Here is a 14,538-nt window from a genome sequence, read left to right as displayed (position 1 = left end):
GGACGTACCGTCAGAGCTCCGTCCGCGTCAGCTCCCGCAACAGCCTCGGCAGCGCCGTCCCGATCGGCTCCCGGACGACGTCGTCGGCGATCTCGTCGTACGGCGTCGGCTCGGCGTTGACGATCACGAGCCGGGCCCCGTGGTCGGCGGCGACGCCGGCCAGCCCGGCGGCGGGCTGGACCCGCAGACTCGTGCCGACGGCGACGAAGACCTGGCAGGCCTTGGTGACGGCGACGGCCTCGCCCAGCACCACCGGGTCGAGCCGCTCGCCGAACATCACCGTGGCCGGCTTCAGGATCCCGCCGCAGGCCAGGCACGCCGGGTCCTCCTCACCGGCCTCGACCCGCGCCAGCGCGTCCTGCATCGGCCCCCTGGCGTGGCACCGCGTGCACACCACACTCCGCGCGCTGCCGTGCAGTTCGAGCACCTTGCGCACGGGCATCCCGGCGAGCTGGTGCAGCCCGTCCACGTTCTGTGTGATCACCCGCACCGGCACCCCGGACCGCTCCAGCTCGGCGACGGCCAGGTGCGCGGCGTTCGGCTCGGCCTCCAGCGCCTGGGTCCTGCGCCGCATCTGCCAGGAGCGCCGCCGGATCTCCGGATCGCCCATGTAGTACTCGTACGTGACGAGCTTCTCCGCCTCGGGGTCCTGCCGCCACAGCCCCTTGGGACCGCGGTAGTCGGGGATGCCGGAGTCCGTGGAGACACCGGCCCCGCTGAGAACGGCGACGAGAGGCTTGCTCATGTGGGCGAGCGTAGGGCCGGGAGGAGGGGGGTCGCGAGCGTATATCGCGGCGCCCCGGCCGGTGTTACCGTCCCCGCATGGCCAAGGTCGCTGTCTCCCTCGACGCCGAACTCGTCGTCGAAGTCATGGTGCTCACCGGTGTGGGCAACCCCCAGGACGCCGTCGAACTGGTCGTGCGCGACTACATCGAGCGCGGCCATCGCACGGAGGCCAGGACCGCCGTCCGGGACGAGGCCCTGCGCGAGGTGGACGGCAAGCCGCGCGACGTCGAGGGCTGAGCGGGCCGGGGGCCGGCGGGCCGCGGGTCAGCGGGCGGGACGGCCGTTCTCCAGTTCCGCCGTGGTCGAGCCGTCCGCGAGCGCGTCCAGGGCGGCCAGGACCCGGTGGCCCAGGGCGCCCAGCAGGTAGTCGGTGAGCTCCTCGCGCGGGACCAGCCGCCAGGACAGCAACTCCGACTCCTGGAGCCGGATCGCCTTGCAGTCGTCCGCGTCGAGGACCCCGCCGTCGTACACGTACGCCATCAGCGGCGGCCGGTCCGGGCCGAGCACCCAGTCCACCGCGAGCAGCCGGCCGAGTTCGCGGTCGAGACCGATCTCCTCGAGCGTCTCGCGGCGCGCGGCCTGCCGGGGGCTCTCGCCGGTGTCGGACTCGATCGTGCCGCCCGGCAGCGCCCAGCCCGCCCGGTAGTTCGGCTCGACGAGCAGGACCCGCCCCTCGGCGTCCCGGAAGATCGCGGCGGCGCCGGCCAGGACACGCGGCAGGGAGGCGATGTACGTCGCGAAGTCGGGCGTGCCGGGGATGCTCATCCGGCAAGCGTAAGGGCGACGAGCGTAAGGGCGACGAGCGTACGGGCGACGAGCCTAAGGGCGGCCGGCGAAGGGATGCCGCGAAGGGGGGCCGCGCCGGTCGCGTTCCGGCTCAGATCTCCGCCGGGCGGTCCCGCTCCCCGACCAGCCGCAGCGTCCGCCGCGCCAGCTCGCTGATGCGGGCGCCGTCGAAGCCGAACACCGCGCTGCGCACGGTGTCCTCCAGCGGTTCCGTCCACTGCGGCGGGATCGCCGAGGCGCCGGTCAGGACACCGGCCACCGAACCGGCCGTCGCGCCGTTGGAGTCGGTGTCCAGGCCGCCGCGCACGGTGAGCGTGACGGTCCGGGTGAAGTCGCCGTCGCCGTACAGCAGCCCGGCGGTGAGGACGGCGGCGTTCGGGACGGTGTGGATCCAGCCCAGGCCCGCCGTCTCCTCGCTCACCGTGGCGAGCGTGTCCTCCCAGGTCATACGGGTGTCGTGGAGGGAGGCGACCCGGCGCACGGTCCGCGCGAGCCGGCTGCTCGCCGGGACGACGGCCAGCGCCTCGTCGAGTGCGTGGCGCACCGTCGGCGCGGTGAACGCCGCCGAGATCAGCGCGGCCGCGAACATCGCGCCGTACACGCCGTTGCCGGTGTGCGAGAGCACCGCGTCCCGGCGGGCGAGGGAGGCGGCGCGGCGGGGGAGCCCCGGGCAGGTCCAGCCGTAGATGTCGGCGCGGATCAGGGCGCCGATCCACTCCTGGTACGGGTTGTCGTAGGTCGCCGTCAGCGGCGGCTTCAGCCCGGCCGTCAGGTTGCGGTAGGCGGCCCGCTCGGCGGTGAACGTCTGCAGGTACGGCAGCCGCAGCAGCCACAGGTCGCCGACCTGCTCGGTACTGAAGTCGAAGCCGTGGGTCTCCAGGAGATCGAGACCGAGGATCGCGTAGTCGACGTCGTCGTCGCGGCAGCTGCCGTGGATGCGGCCGCGCACACACTCCCGCCACTCCGGGCGCAGCCGCAGGCCGTCCTCCTCGGTGGCCGGCTCGGGCAGGTAGTCGGTGAGCGGCAGGGCTGCGGCCCGCCGCAGATAGCGGTCGATGCGCTCGCGCGTCCACAGGTCGCCCTGCTCGACCGGCTTGCCGAGCATGTTGCCCGCGATCCGGCCCAGCCAGCCCCCGAGGACGCGGTCGGCGAGCTTCGGCTCGCCACCCACAGGGGTCATGGGTCCGGTCTACCCGATTCCGGTGACACCCGCGAGGGTTGCGACGGCCCACAGCCGCCGCTCAGGGTCGTTCCAGGGTCCGGGCACCGCATGACGGCGGGGGCGCCTTCCGGTTAAGGTCGCAGCGGCGCGACTGGCCCTGACGTGCGCGGGGCCCGGAGAGCAAGGGGATGCAAGGTGACGGACGCTCCAGCGCGGGGCACCCGACGGGTGCTCGTGGCCGCGGACAAGTTCAAGGGCTCGCTGACGGCCGTGGAGGTCGCCGAGCGGGTGACGGCCGGGCTGCGCCGGGTCGTGGCCGACCTCGAGGTGGAGGCCCTGCCCGTCGCGGACGGCGGTGACGGGACCGTTGCCGCGGCGGTCGCGGCGGGCTTCGAACGCCGGGAGGTGCGGGTCGCCGGGCCTCTCGGGCAGGAGGTGACCGCCGCGTTCGCGGTACGCGGCGACACGGCGGTCGTGGAGATGGCGGAGGCGAGCGGCCTGCAGCGGCTCCCGGCCGGCGTCTTCGCGCCCCTCACGGCGTCGACCTACGGCTCGGGAGAGCTGTTGCGGGCCGCGCTGGACGCGGGAGTGCGGACGATCGTCTTCGGGGTCGGCGGCAGCGCCACCACGGACGGCGGCGCGGGCATGCTGTCCGCGCTCGGCGCGCGGTTCCTCGACGAGGACGGCGAGCCGGTGGCCCCCGGCGGCGGCGGTCTCGCGGAGCTGGCCCGCGCCGACCTGTCGGAGCTGGATCCCCGGCTGGCCTCCGTGGAACTGGTCCTGGCGAGCGACGTCGACAACCCGCTGACGGGCCCCAAGGGCGCACCGGCGGTGTACGGCCCGCAGAAGGGTGCCTCGCCGGACGACGTCGAGACGCTGGACGCGGCGCTCACGCACTACGCGGAGGTACTGGAGACGGCGCTCGGGTCGAAGGCGGCGGAGTACGCCGCCGCACCGGGCGCGGGCGCCGCGGGCGGCATCGGCTACGGGGCGCTGCTCGTCGGCGCCCGCTTCCGCGCCGGCATCGAGGTCATGCTCGACGTGCTGGGCTTCGCGCCGGCGCTCGAACGGGCCGAGCTGGTGATCACCGGTGAGGGCTCGCTGGACGAGCAGACCCTGCACGGCAAGGCCCCCGCGGGCGTCGCCGCGGCAGCCCGGGCGGCCGGCAAGGAGGTCGTCGCCGTCTGCGGCCGCCTCGCCCTGCCCCCGGCGGAGCTGGGCCGGGCCGGCATCCGCCGCGCCTATCCGCTGACGGATGCCGAGCCGGACATCGCCCGGTGCATCTCGGACGCCGGGCCGATCCTGGAGCGGGTGGCGGAACAGATCGGCCGCGACTTCCTGAGCTGAGCGGGGGCTACGGCAGGGGGATCAGGTCGCCGTCGGTCTCCCTGAAGTAGCTGCCGTTGGCGAGGCCCTCCACCTTGCCGTTCTTGAACCACTGCTTCGAGAAGTGATGGACGGTCTTCGCGGTGGTCTCCCAGACCAGGGAGTGACCCGCGCCGGCCAGGCAGAACATCAGCGTCTTCGGTCCCTTGACGGCGTCGTAGAGGGCCGGCACGGAGAAGCGCAGGATGTCCGGGAACGTCGCGGGGCTGTTCGCCGTCCGGTCCAGCTCCCCGTAGGCGATGAGTACGGGGACCCTCTTGCCGAGCACCCGCGTGCCGGCCGGGTTCTCGTACACGGCGGTCTGGCTGTTCCAGCCCCACGAGTACGTGTTCCGGTACCGCAGGACACCCTCGTACACGCCCGGTGCCTCCTCGGGGCCCCACTTGCCGGCGAGGGGGTCGTCCTGCACGCAGGCGTCCCACGCGCGCTCGTCGATGCCGGGCTCCCACAGGGCGGGGGTGCTCACCAGCGACGCCTTGAACCCCGTCTTGCCGGCCACGTGCATCGGGAAGCCGAACAGGTTGGGCGGTACGGACACGGGCAGCGTCGACACACCGGAGGGGCGCCCGAAGGGATCGACGGGGTTCCCCGACCACCGCCCCTTCGGCGGGAAGACCGGGGCGAGCAGGAACAGGCTCTCGACGTCCTCGGGATGGCGGAGCGTGTAGGGGCCCATGACGAGCGCGGCCGCGGACCAGCCGACGAATCGAATCGGCTTGTCCAGGCCGGGCACGGCCCGGATGTACTTGACCACCGCTGCGAGCTCTGCCGCCTCGCTCTCCGTATTGCCCAGCTCGTGCGGGTACGGGGGCTGGCTCGAGCAGGGTTCCGCAAGCGGGTGGGGGACGAGGACGGCCTGCTGTTGCGTCGGGTTGGCGTTGCACGGCTCGTCCATCACCTTCGGGCGTGTCGACCGCCCGGAGCCCTGGAGATCCATGACGAAGACGTCGTAACCGTCCTGCGCGAGTTCCTGGGCCCAGCTGTACCGGGTGGCGTGCCCGTTGGGCACCGGCGCCAGGTCGAAACCGGCCAGTGCCGGGACGCTTCTGCCGTGCAGCATGAGGACCGGCTTGTGCGGGTTGCTGCCGTGGGTGCCGTCGTACTCCCTGACGGCGAGCAGTACCGGGTCTCCGTAGTTCGCGGGGATCTTCGAGATGTGCGGTACCAGATGTTCCTTGAGGACGAGTGAGGCCATGGCCATCTCCCGAAGGGTGAAAAGGGGGTGATTCTCGTACAATCCCCCCTCCTTCCACGGTCCTCTTCTTCCTCACGCTCTGCAACCGCGCATGGATCGCGAGTAGTTGACGAGGCAAGGGCATACCTCGGACGACCTTGAACGCGAAACGGGTGCGGCCCGGACCTCGAAGGTCCGGGCCGCACCCGTCAAGCGGTGGAGCGAAGGTCAGGGCAGCTGTGCCGCTCGTGCCTCGCGCCGGTTGTCGCGGAAGTTGTTCACCCGGCGGGCCGTGGCGAACAGGGGGATGACCGCGCCCATGACGAGCTGCAGCGCGCAGCCGGTCTGGAGCAGGAGCTGACCGCTCGGGGCGTCGAACGCCCAGGCCGCCAGCAGGCCCATCGACAGCACGATCCAGGCGAGCATCGCGCCGGCGAGGCGGCCCCGCGGCTTCGGGTACTCGACCCGGCTCACCATCAGCCAGGCGGTGCCGATGATCGCCATGAGCGTGGCGACGAACGGCAGCTCGAGGAGCACGATCGAGACGACCGTCAGCGCGCCGAACGGCGACGGCATGCCCTGGAAGGTGCCGTCCTTGACAGTGACGCACGAGAATCTCGCGAGCCTCAGCACCACCGCGAGCAGCACCACGATCGCCCCGACCGCCGCCACCCGCTGGTGGGCGTCGTCGGCGACCATGCCGTAGACCAGGACGAAGTACGCCGGGGCCAGACCGAAGCTGATCAGGTCCGAGAGGTTGTCCAGTTCCGCGCCCATCGGGGAGGAGCGCAGCTTGCGTGCGACCAGGCCGTCGAACAGGTCGAAGACCGCCGCGCACAGCATCAGGATGACCGCCGTGGCCGCGCTGTGGCGGGCCATGCCGGATTCCTGGCTGCCGGTGAGGTGCGGGATCAGGATGCCGGTGGTGGTGAAGTACACCGCCATGAAGCCGCACGTTGCGTTGCCGAGGGTGAGGGTGTCCGCTATCGACAGGCGGAGAGAGAGGGGCATCTCCTCCTCTTCGTCCACCTCGTCGGCCTCGGGCACCCAGCCCGCCTGGGTCTCCGGGTCAATCACGGTCAATGCGAGTCACCCCTGCCACGGTCTTCTGCCCCACCTCGACCGCGACGTCCACGCCCTCGGGGAGGTAGATGTCGACACGCGAACCGAAGCGGATCAGGCCGATCCGCTCGCCCTGCTCGACCTTCGTGCCCTCGGGGATGTAGGGGACGATGCGGCGGGCGACGGCTCCGGCGATCTGGATCATCTCGATGTCACCGAGCTCGGTGTCGAAGTGCCAGACGACGCGCTCGTTGTTCTCGCTCTCCTTGTTGAACGCCGGCACGAACCCGCCGGGGATGTGCTCGACCGACGTCACGGTGCCCGCCAGCGGCGCGCGGTTGACGTGGACGTTGAGCGGGCTCATGAAGATCGCGACCCGGGTGCGTCCGTCCTTCCACGGCATGATGCTCTGCACCACACCGTCGGCGGGGGAGATGACCCGGCCCGAGGCGATCTCGCGCTCGGGGTCGCGGAAGAACCACAGCATGCCCGCCGCGAGAGCGGTGGCGGGCACGGCGACGGCCTTGGCGGCACCCGAGCGGCGGGCGCGCAGCAGGCTGACGGCTGCGGTGGCGACGGTCGGCAGAAGCCACGGCGATGCTCCGCGCGCGAGGCGTGCGCCTACCAGGCTGTCGCGGTGTGCAGAGGTTTGGCTGTGGGGCATGGATGACCTTCGTAGCGGATGATGCCGCGCTTCGACGGGGGGACGGCGGCTTTCCGCGATCGTAGCGGTTCGGGGCCACAACTGGGTAAGCAAGGAAGCCGAGTCGACGGCAGAGGGAAGTTGACGGGGTGTGATCTTCTTCTCGAAGAAAACACCCCCAACCCGGACAATCAGCCCTGGAACCGGTACTCCTCGAGCAACCTGCGCCCGATGATCATTTTCTGGATTTCTGCGGTGCCTTCACCGATCAGCAGCATCGGGGCCTCGCGGTAGAGGCGCTCGATCTCGTACTCCTTGGAGAAGCCGTAGCCTCCGTGGATCCGGAAGGCATCCTCCACGACCTCCTTGCAGTACTCGGAGGCGAGGTACTTCGCCATCCCTGCCTCAAGGTCGTTTCGTTCCCCGGAGTCCTTTTTGCGTGCGGCGTTCACCATCATGGCATGGGCGGCCTCGACCTTGGTAGCCATCTCGGCGAGCTTGAACTGGATCGCCTGGTGCTGGGCGATCGGCTTGCCGAAGGTGTGGCGCTGCTGGGCGTACGAGACGCCCAGCTCGAAGGCACGCTGGGCGACGCCGCAACCACGGGCCGCGACATTGACGCGACCCACCTCGACCCCGTCCATCATTTGGTAAAAACCTCGGCCGGTGACCCCGCCGAGCACGCGATCGGCGGGAAGGCGCAGGCCATCCATGATCAGCTCGGTGGTGTCCACCCCCTTGTACCCCATCTTGTCGATCTTGCCCGGGATGGTCAGGCCGGGGCGGACCTCACCGAAGCCGGGCTCCTTCTCGATCAGGAAGGTCGTCATCGACTTGTGCGGCTTGGCGGCCGCCTCTTCGGGGGAGTGTCCTTCGTCACTTCGGACCAGAACGGCCACCAGCGACGACGTGCCGCCGTTCGTCAGCCACATCTTCTGGCCGTTGAGGACGTACTCGTCGCCGTCCTTCACCGCCTTCGACGTGATCGCGGACACGTCCGAGCCGAGAGCCGGCTCCGACATGGAGAAGGCGCCGCGGATGTCGCCGGCCGCCATTTTCGGCAGGTAGTGGTCCTTCTGCTCCTGCGTGCCGTGCTGCTTGAGCATGTACGCCACGATGAAGTGCGTGTTGATGATGCCGGAGACCGACATCCACCCGCGGGCGATCTCCTCCACGCACAGGGCGTACGTCAGGAGCGACTCGCCCAGACCGCCGTACTCCTCGGGGATCATCAGGCCGAACAGGCCCAACTCCTTGAGGCCGTCGACGATCTGCTGCGGGTACTCGTCGCGGTGCTCCAGCCCGGTCGCGACCGGGATGATCTCCTTGTCCACGAAGTCGCGGACGGTGGAGAGGATCTCCTGCTGGATGTCGGTCAGACCGGCGGTCTGGGCGAGGCGCGCCATGGCTACTTCTCCGTCTTTTCCGAAGGGTCGTTCAGCTCCGGGCGGCCCGGCTGCTCGCCGCCGCGCTCCTTGATGTACGTCTCGGTCGGCACCATCACCTTGCGGCGGAACACGCAGACCAGGGTGCCGTCCTGCTTGTAGCCCTTGGTCTCGACGTAGACGATCCCGCGGTCGTTCTTCGACTTCGACGGCCACTTGTCGAGCACGGTCGTCTGCCCGTAGACCGTGTCGCCGTGGAAGGTCGGCGCCACGTGCTTGAGCGACTCGATCTCCAGGTTGGCGATCGCCTTGCCCGAGACGTCCGGCACGGACATGCCGAGCAGCAGGGAGTAGATGTAGTTGCCCACGACGACGTTCTTGCCGAAGTCGGTCGTCTGCTCCGCGTAGTTGGTGTCCATGTGGAGCGGGTGGTGGTTCATGGTGAGGAGACAGAACAGGTGGTCGTCGTACTCCGTGACCGTCTTTCCCGGCCAGTGCTTGTACGTCGCCCCGACCTCGAACTCCTCGTAGGTGCGTCCGAACTGCATGGCGCTCAGCCCTCCGGGATCTCGAACTTGCTGGTGCGCTGCATGCCGGCGGCGCGGCCCTTGCCGGAGATGACCAGCGCCATCTTGCGGCTGGCCTCGTCGATCATCTCGTCGCCGAGCATCGCCGAGCCCTTCTTGCCGCCCGCCTCGGACGTGTAGTAGTCGTACGCGTCCAGGATCAGCTCGGCGTGGTCGAAGTCCTCCTGCGACGGCGAGAAGATCTCGTTGGACGCCTCGACCTGGCCCGGGTGCAGCACCCACTTGCCGTCGAAGCCGAGGGCCGCCGCGCGTCCGGCGACCTCGCGGTAGCCGTCGACGTTGCGGATCTGGAGGTAGGGGCCGTCGATCGCCTGGAGGTCGTTGGCACGGGCGGCCATCAGGATCTTCATGAGGATGTAGTGGTAGGCGTCCGCCGGGTAGCCGGGCGGCTGCTCGCCCACGACCAGCGACTTCATGTTGATCGACGCCATGAAGTCGGCCGGGCCGAAGATGATCGTCTCGACACGCTGGGAAGCCGTGGCGATCTCGTTGACGTTGTTGAGGCCCTGCGCGTTCTCGATCTGCGCCTCGATGCCGATGCGGCCGACCTCGAAGCCCATGGTCTTCTCGATCTGCGTCAGGAGCAGGTCCAGCGCGACGACCTGCTGCGCGCTCTGCACCTTCGGCAGCATGATGCAGTCGAGGTTGGGTCCGGCCCCCTCGACCACCGTCACGACGTCGCGGTACGTCCACTCGGTCGTCCAGTCGTTGACCCGGACCACCCTCGTCTTGCCCGTCCAGTCGCCCTCGTTGAGGAACTTGACGATGGTGTGCCGCGCCTCGGGCTTGGCGAGCGGCGCGCACGCGTCCTCGAGGTCGAGGAACACCTGGTCCGCCGGGAGGCCCTGCGCCTTCTCGAGGAAGCGGGGGTTGCTGCCCGGGACCGCGAGACACGAGCGGCGGGGACGCAGACGGTTGACGGTCATGCGGGGACCTCCAGGGGGTCGAGCTTGTTCGCTTTCCGGATCTCGTCGACGATGCGGCCGATGATTCCGGTGATGTCGAAGTCCTTCGGGGTGAAGACCGCGGCCACGCCGGCAGCCCTGAGCTGTTCGGCGTCTCCATTCGGGATGATGCCACCGGCGATCACCGGGATGTCTGTGGCACCGGCCACACGCAGCCGTTCGAGGACGTCAGGCACCAGTTGGGCGTGCGAGCCGGAGAGGATGGACAGGCCGACGGCGTGCACGTCCTCCTCCAGCGCGGCGTCCACGATCTGCTCGGGCGTCAGCCGGATGCCCTGGTAGACCACCTCGAAGCCGGCGTCCCGCGCGCGGACGGCTATCTGCTCGGCGCCGTTGGAGTGCCCGTCCAGGCCCGGCTTGCCGACCAGGAAGCGCAGCTTGCCGACGCCCATGTCCTTCGCGGTCACATCGACCCGGCGGCGGACGTCGGCCATGGCCGAGCCCTCCTCGGCCGGGACGGCCACCGGCGCCGACGACACCCCGGTCGGGGCGCGGAACTCGCCGAACACCTCGCGCAGCGCCCCGGACCACTCGCCGGTCGTGACCCCGGCCCTGGCGCACTCCAGGGTGGCCTCCATGAGGTTGGCGGTGCCCTTGGCGGCCTCCTTCAGCTTCTCCAGCGCCTTGCACGGGCGCGGGTGGTTGAAGGGCGGCTGGTAGCGCGTGTCGCGCCAGTTCTCGAGGGAGGCGATGACCCGGGCCTCGACCGCCGGATCGACCGTCTGGATGGCCGTGTCGAGATCCGCGGTGAGCGGGTTGGGCTCGGTCGTCTCGAAGATGTTGACGCCGATGATCTTCTCCTGCCCGGATTCGATCCGGGCCCGGCGCTCGGCGTGCGAGGAGACGAGCTGCGACTTGAGGTAGCCGGACTCGACGGCGGCCATCGCGCCGCCCATCTCCTGGATCCGGTCGATCTCCGCGAGGGACGCCTCGACCAGCTCGCCCACCTTGGTCTCGATGACCTTCGAGCCCTCGAAGATGTCCTCGTACTCCAGCAGGTCGCTCTCCAGGGCGAGCACCTGCTGGATGCGCAGCGACCACTGCTGGTCCCAGGGGCGGGGCAGGCCCAGGGCCTCGTTCCAGGCGGGCAGCTGCACGGCACGCGCGCGTGCGTCCTTCGACAGCGTCACGGCGAGCATCTCGAGGACGATCCGCTGGACGTTGTTCTCCGGCTGCGCCTCCGTCAGGCCCAGGGAGTTGACCTGGACGCCGTAGCGGAAGCGGCGCTGCTTGGCGTTCTCGATGCCGTAGCGCTCGAGGGTGATCCGGTCCCAGATGCGGCCGAAGGCGCGCATCTTGCACATCTCCTCGACGAAGCGGACGCCCGCGTTGACGAAGAAGGAGATACGGGCGACGACCTCGCCGAACTTCTCGGCCGGCACCTGTCCGGAGTCGCGGACGGCGTCCAGCACGGCGATCGCCGTGGACATCGCGTACGCGATCTCCTGGACCGGCGTGGCCCCGGCCTCCTGCAGGTGGTAGCTGCAGATGTTGATCGGGTTCCACTTCGGGATGTGGGAGACCGTGTACGCGATCATGTCCGTGGTGAGACGGAGGCTCGGCCCCGGCGGGAACACGTGCGTGCCCCGGGACAGGTACTCCTTGACGATGTCGTTCTGGGTCGTGCCCTGGAGCAGGGTGATGTCCGCGCCCTGCTCCTCGGCGACGACCTGATAGAGCGCCAGCAGCCACATGGCGGTGGCGTTGATCGTCATCGAGGTGTTCATCTGCTCCAGGGGGATGTCCTGGAACAGCCTGCGCATGTCACCGAGATGGGCCACCGGCACGCCGACCCGGCCGACCTCGCCGCGGGCGAGGACGTGGTCGGAGTCGTAGCCGGTCTGGGTGGGCAGGTCGAACGCGACCGACAGACCCGTCTGGCCCTTGGCGAGGTTGCGCCGGTACAGCTCGTTGGACGCCTCGGCCGTGGAGTGACCGGCGTACGTGCGCATGAGCCACGGCCGGTCCTTCTGACGCTCAGTCATCTATGACCCCGGGTGTCTCAGATGTTGCGGAAGCGGTTGATGGCGTCGATGTGCTGGGCGCGCTTCTCCTCGTCGCGCACACCCAGACCCTCCTCGGGGGCCAGCGCGAGGACGCCGACCTTGCCCTGGTGGAGGTTGCGGTGCACGTCGTAGGCGGCCTGGCCGGTCTCCTCCAGGGAGTAGACCTTCGACAGCGTCGGGTGGATCTTGCCCTTCGCGATCAGCCGGTTGGCCTCCCAGGCCTCGCGGTAGTTGGCGAAGTGCGAGCCGATGATCCGCTTCAGGGACATCCACAGGTAGCGGTTGTCGTACTCGTGCATGTAGCCCGAGGTCGAGGCGCAGGTGGTGATGGTGCCGCCCTTGCGGGTGACGTAGACCGAGGCGCCGAAGGTCTCGCGACCGGGGTGCTCGAAGACGATGTCGATGTCCTCGCCGCCGGTGAACTCGCGGATGCGCTTGCCGAAACGCTTCCACTCCTTCGGGTCCTGGGTCCGCTCGTCCTTCCAGAACTTGTAGCCCTCGGCGTTGCGGTCGATGACCGCCTCGGCGCCCATGGCCCGGCAGATGTCGGCCTTCTCGGGGGAGGAGACGACACAGATCGGGTTGGCGCCGCCGGCCAGCGCGAACTGCGTGGCGTAGCTGCCGAGTCCGCCGCTGGCGCCCCAGATCAGGACGTTGTCGCCCTGCTTCATGCCGGCGCCGTTGCGGGAGACGAGCTGCCGGTAGGCGGTGGAGTTGACGAGGCCGGGGGCCGCCGCCTCCTCCCACGACAGGTGGTCCGGCTTCGGCATCAGCTGGTTGGACTTGACCAGGGCGATCTCCGCGAGGCCGCCGAAGTTGGTCTCGAAGCCCCAGATGCGCTGCTCGGGGTCGAGCATCGTGTCGTTGTGGCCGTCCGACGACTCCAGCTCCACGGACAGACAGTGCGCGACGACCTCGTCGCCCGGCTTCCAGGCGTTGACGCCCGGGCCGGTGCGCAGGACGACGCCCGCCAGGTCGGAGCCGATGACGTGGTACGGCAGGTCGTGCCGCTTGGTGAGCTCGCTGAGCCTGCCGTAGCGCTCCAGGAAGGAGAACGTCGACACGGGCTCGAAGATCGAGGTCCACACGGAGTTGTAGTTGACCGAGGAGGCCATGACGGCCACCAGGGCCTCGCCCGGACCGAGCTCGGGCAGGGCCACCTCGTCCAGGTGGAGGGACTTGCGGGGGTCCTTGTCGCGGCTCTCGAGCCCGGCGAACAGCTCCGCCTCGTCCTTGTGCACGGTGATCGCGCGGTAGGACTCGGGGAGCGGCAGTGCGGCGAAGTCGTCCGGCGTCGAGTCCGGCGACTGGATCGCGTCCAGGATCTTCTGCATGGTCACGGTGTTGCCTCCGGCGGTGAGCGCCCTGAGGGCGGGGCGCTGAGGGTTACGTCGGTGCTGCTGAGGGTTTGGGGTGAACGTGCCGTCGGTTCGGCGGATGTGCTGTTCGGCAGCGCTTTGTGGCGCGGGAGGTTGCCTGTGACGCAGGCGTCCGGGCGCGCAAACCATGAGCTTGCGGGGACAGCCGACGTACGAATGGTCTCTGCACGCCGGCCGCCCGGACACCTTCAACGTATGACACCGCGTGTCACCCCGCAAGGCACTGAGTGCCAGAACTTGGTCTCAGCTGAAATCTTTACGTAACAAATGAGCGATGATCGATCGAACGGGCTCTGAAATGTGCGCGAAAAGGGGCTCTGACATGCCAAAACGGCCACCCGATGGGGTGGCCGTCGTCACAGCGTGAAAGGGGTTCCGAGAGGTGCTCAGCGCTCCTTGAGAGCCTGCTCGATGGTGCGCATGACCTCGTCCAGCGAGGCGTCGGTACGGGCGACCGTCACCAGGACCTCGCCCTGGGCGGAGACCGCCGCCGGGGCCGGCTGAGGGGCGCCGGCGCTGCTGCGGCCGGCTCCGATACCCGTCCCGAACGTCTTCCGCACGATCGCGAAGGCATGGTCGAGCTGGGTCTCGACGTCGCCCTGGCCGCCGGCTCTGAGCCAGCGCCGCAGCACGTGGTTGTGGGCGGTGACCACGGCGGACGCGGCGACCTCGGCGAGCAGCGGATCGTCGTTGGCGTCGTCGTCGTGGGCGTGCTCGTCGAAGTGCCCGAGGAGGTAGCGGGTGAAGAGGCGCTCGTAGCGGGCCACCGACGCGATCTCCGCCTCGCGCAGGGTGGGCACCTCGCGTGTCAGCTTGTAGCGGGCGACCGAGATCTCCGGCCGGGCCGCGTACATCTTCATGACCTCCTTGATCCCACGGCAGACCGTGTCGAGCGGATGCTCGTGCGCCGGGGCCGCGTTGAGCACGGCCTCCGCCCGGATCAAGGTGTCGTCGTGGTCGGGGAAGATCGCCTCTTCCTTGGAGCGGAAGTGGCGGAAGAAGGTCCGGCGGGCGACTCCGGCCGCGGCCGCGATCTCGTCGACGGTGGTCGCCTCGTACCCCTTGGTCGCGAACAGCTCCATCGCCGCCGCCGCCAGTTCTCGGCGCATCTTGAGTCGCTGGGCTGCCGCGCGGCTGCCCGCGGCGCTCTCCGGCGCGTCGGGCGTGGCTGGCGTACGTGAGGACCTGGCGGGCTGGGGCATGACCCGAACGTACTG

At 69.7% G+C, this 14,538-nt stretch carries 14 protein-coding genes; 2 read left to right on the top strand and 12 right to left on the bottom strand.

The window, feature by feature from the left end:
• Positions 1-10 precede the first annotated feature (10 nt).
• Entirely contained in the window at positions 11-745 is a 735-nt protein-coding gene (locus tag OG933_RS10125; protein WP_405626593.1) for an SIR2 family NAD-dependent protein deacylase, read from the bottom strand.
• Between the two features lie 77 nt (positions 746-822).
• Between OG933_RS10125 and OG933_RS10120 the strand changes: the two genes are divergently transcribed.
• Positions 823-1,023 carry a type II toxin-antitoxin system VapB family antitoxin gene (locus tag OG933_RS10120; RefSeq protein WP_054241626.1) on the top strand — a complete coding sequence of 67 codons (201 nt, stop codon included), beginning with the start codon at positions 823-825 and terminating at the stop codon, positions 1,021-1,023.
• Positions 1,024-1,050: 27 nt separating this feature from the next.
• Here the strand turns inward: OG933_RS10120 and OG933_RS10115 are convergent, their stop codons facing one another.
• Together OG933_RS10115 and OG933_RS10110 are read right to left on the bottom strand one after the other, a co-directional pair.
• The gene (locus tag OG933_RS10115) at positions 1,051-1,551 is read right to left on the bottom strand and encodes an NUDIX domain-containing protein (RefSeq protein WP_405626591.1); all 501 of its coding nucleotides are present in this window, start codon (positions 1,549-1,551) and stop codon (positions 1,051-1,053) included.
• A 112-nt stretch (positions 1,552-1,663) separates the two neighbouring features.
• A complete protein-coding gene (locus OG933_RS10110) occupies positions 1,664-2,752 on the bottom strand; it encodes an ADP-ribosylglycohydrolase family protein (RefSeq protein WP_405626590.1) in 1,089 nt (362 codons plus the stop codon).
• A 210-nt stretch (positions 2,753-2,962) separates the two neighbouring features.
• Between OG933_RS10110 and OG933_RS10105 the strand changes: the two genes are divergently transcribed.
• Positions 2,963-4,081 (top strand): glycerate kinase, encoded by a 1,119-nt coding sequence (locus tag OG933_RS10105; protein WP_267021761.1) that lies wholly within the window; start codon positions 2,963-2,965, stop codon positions 4,079-4,081.
• Positions 4,082-4,088: 7 nt separating this feature from the next.
• Here OG933_RS10105 and OG933_RS10100 read toward each other — a convergent pair whose 3' ends face one another.
• The 9 genes from OG933_RS10100 to OG933_RS10060 all read right to left on the bottom strand — a co-directional run bounded on the left by OG933_RS10100 (position 4,089) and on the right by OG933_RS10060 (position 14,523).
• Positions 4,089-5,315 carry an alpha/beta hydrolase gene (locus OG933_RS10100; RefSeq protein ID WP_405633322.1) on the bottom strand — a complete coding sequence of 409 codons (1,227 nt, stop codon included), beginning with the start codon at positions 5,313-5,315 and terminating at the stop codon, positions 4,089-4,091.
• A gap of 207 nt (positions 5,316-5,522) precedes the next feature.
• Entirely contained in the window at positions 5,523-6,341 is an 819-nt protein-coding gene (pssA, locus tag OG933_RS10095; protein WP_081549332.1) for a CDP-diacylglycerol--serine O-phosphatidyltransferase, read from the bottom strand.
• 22 nt (positions 6,342-6,363) lie between these two features.
• Positions 6,364-7,020, bottom strand: coding sequence for a phosphatidylserine decarboxylase (locus OG933_RS10090; protein ID WP_020125547.1), 657 nt, complete (start codon positions 7,018-7,020; stop codon positions 6,364-6,366).
• Positions 7,021-7,190: 170 nt separating this feature from the next.
• Entirely contained in the window at positions 7,191-8,405 is a 1,215-nt protein-coding gene (locus OG933_RS10085) for an acyl-CoA dehydrogenase family protein (protein WP_362273270.1), read from the bottom strand.
• A gap of 2 nt (positions 8,406-8,407) precedes the next feature.
• Positions 8,408-8,932, bottom strand: a complete 525-nt coding sequence (locus OG933_RS10080) for a MaoC family dehydratase (RefSeq protein WP_362273271.1) — start codon at positions 8,930-8,932, stop codon at positions 8,408-8,410.
• A gap of 5 nt (positions 8,933-8,937) precedes the next feature.
• Positions 8,938-9,897, bottom strand: a complete 960-nt coding sequence (locus OG933_RS10075) for a CoA ester lyase (RefSeq protein ID WP_020125550.1) — start codon at positions 9,895-9,897, stop codon at positions 8,938-8,940.
• Positions 9,894-11,921 carry a protein meaA gene (locus OG933_RS10070; protein WP_362523047.1) on the bottom strand — a complete coding sequence of 676 codons (2,028 nt, stop codon included), beginning with the start codon at positions 11,919-11,921 and terminating at the stop codon, positions 9,894-9,896. Before OG933_RS10070 ends, OG933_RS10075 begins: the two co-directional genes overlap by 4 nt.
• A gap of 17 nt (positions 11,922-11,938) precedes the next feature.
• The gene (gene ccrA, locus OG933_RS10065; RefSeq protein WP_028806122.1) at positions 11,939-13,276 is read right to left on the bottom strand and encodes a crotonyl-CoA carboxylase/reductase; all 1,338 of its coding nucleotides are present in this window, start codon (positions 13,274-13,276) and stop codon (positions 11,939-11,941) included.
• Positions 13,277-13,707: 431 nt separating this feature from the next.
• Positions 13,708-14,523, bottom strand: a complete 816-nt coding sequence (locus tag OG933_RS10060) for a TetR family transcriptional regulator (protein WP_200839964.1) — start codon at positions 14,521-14,523, stop codon at positions 13,708-13,710.
• Between the last annotated feature and the right edge of the window lie 15 nt (positions 14,524-14,538).

Source organism: Streptomyces sp. NBC_00016 (assembly GCF_045040885.1).
Taxonomy (GTDB): domain Bacteria; phylum Actinomycetota; class Actinomycetes; order Streptomycetales; family Streptomycetaceae; genus Streptomyces; species Streptomyces coriariae.
Note: the sequence above shows the minus strand (reverse complement) of the source record. Positions and strands in the feature narration are given on the sequence as shown.

Coding starts and splice junctions, on each gene's coding strand:
- ccrA (WP_028806122.1), bottom strand. CDS start 13,276: ATGCAGAAGATCCTGGACGCGATCCAGTCGCCGGACTCGACGCCGGAC.
- OG933_RS10070 (WP_362523047.1), bottom strand. CDS start 11,921: ATGACTGAGCGTCAGAAGGACCGGCCGTGGCTCATGCGCACGTACGCC.
- OG933_RS10120 (WP_054241626.1), top strand. CDS start 823: ATGGCCAAGGTCGCTGTCTCCCTCGACGCCGAACTCGTCGTCGAAGTC.
- OG933_RS10110 (WP_405626590.1), bottom strand. CDS start 2,752: ATGACCCCTGTGGGTGGCGAGCCGAAGCTCGCCGACCGCGTCCTCGGG.
- OG933_RS10060 (WP_200839964.1), bottom strand. CDS start 14,523: ATGCCCCAGCCCGCCAGGTCCTCACGTACGCCAGCCACGCCCGACGCG.
- OG933_RS10085 (WP_362273270.1), bottom strand. CDS start 8,405: ATGGCGCGCCTCGCCCAGACCGCCGGTCTGACCGACATCCAGCAGGAG.
- OG933_RS10100 (WP_405633322.1), bottom strand. CDS start 5,315: ATGGCCTCACTCGTCCTCAAGGAACATCTGGTACCGCACATCTCGAAG.
- OG933_RS10090 (WP_020125547.1), bottom strand. CDS start 7,020: ATGCCCCACAGCCAAACCTCTGCACACCGCGACAGCCTGGTAGGCGCA.
- OG933_RS10125 (WP_405626593.1), bottom strand. CDS start 745: ATGAGCAAGCCTCTCGTCGCCGTTCTCAGCGGGGCCGGTGTCTCCACG.
- OG933_RS10075 (WP_020125550.1), bottom strand. CDS start 9,897: ATGACCGTCAACCGTCTGCGTCCCCGCCGCTCGTGTCTCGCGGTCCCG.
- OG933_RS10115 (WP_405626591.1), bottom strand. CDS start 1,551: ATGAGCATCCCCGGCACGCCCGACTTCGCGACGTACATCGCCTCCCTG.
- OG933_RS10080 (WP_362273271.1), bottom strand. CDS start 8,932: ATGCAGTTCGGACGCACCTACGAGGAGTTCGAGGTCGGGGCGACGTAC.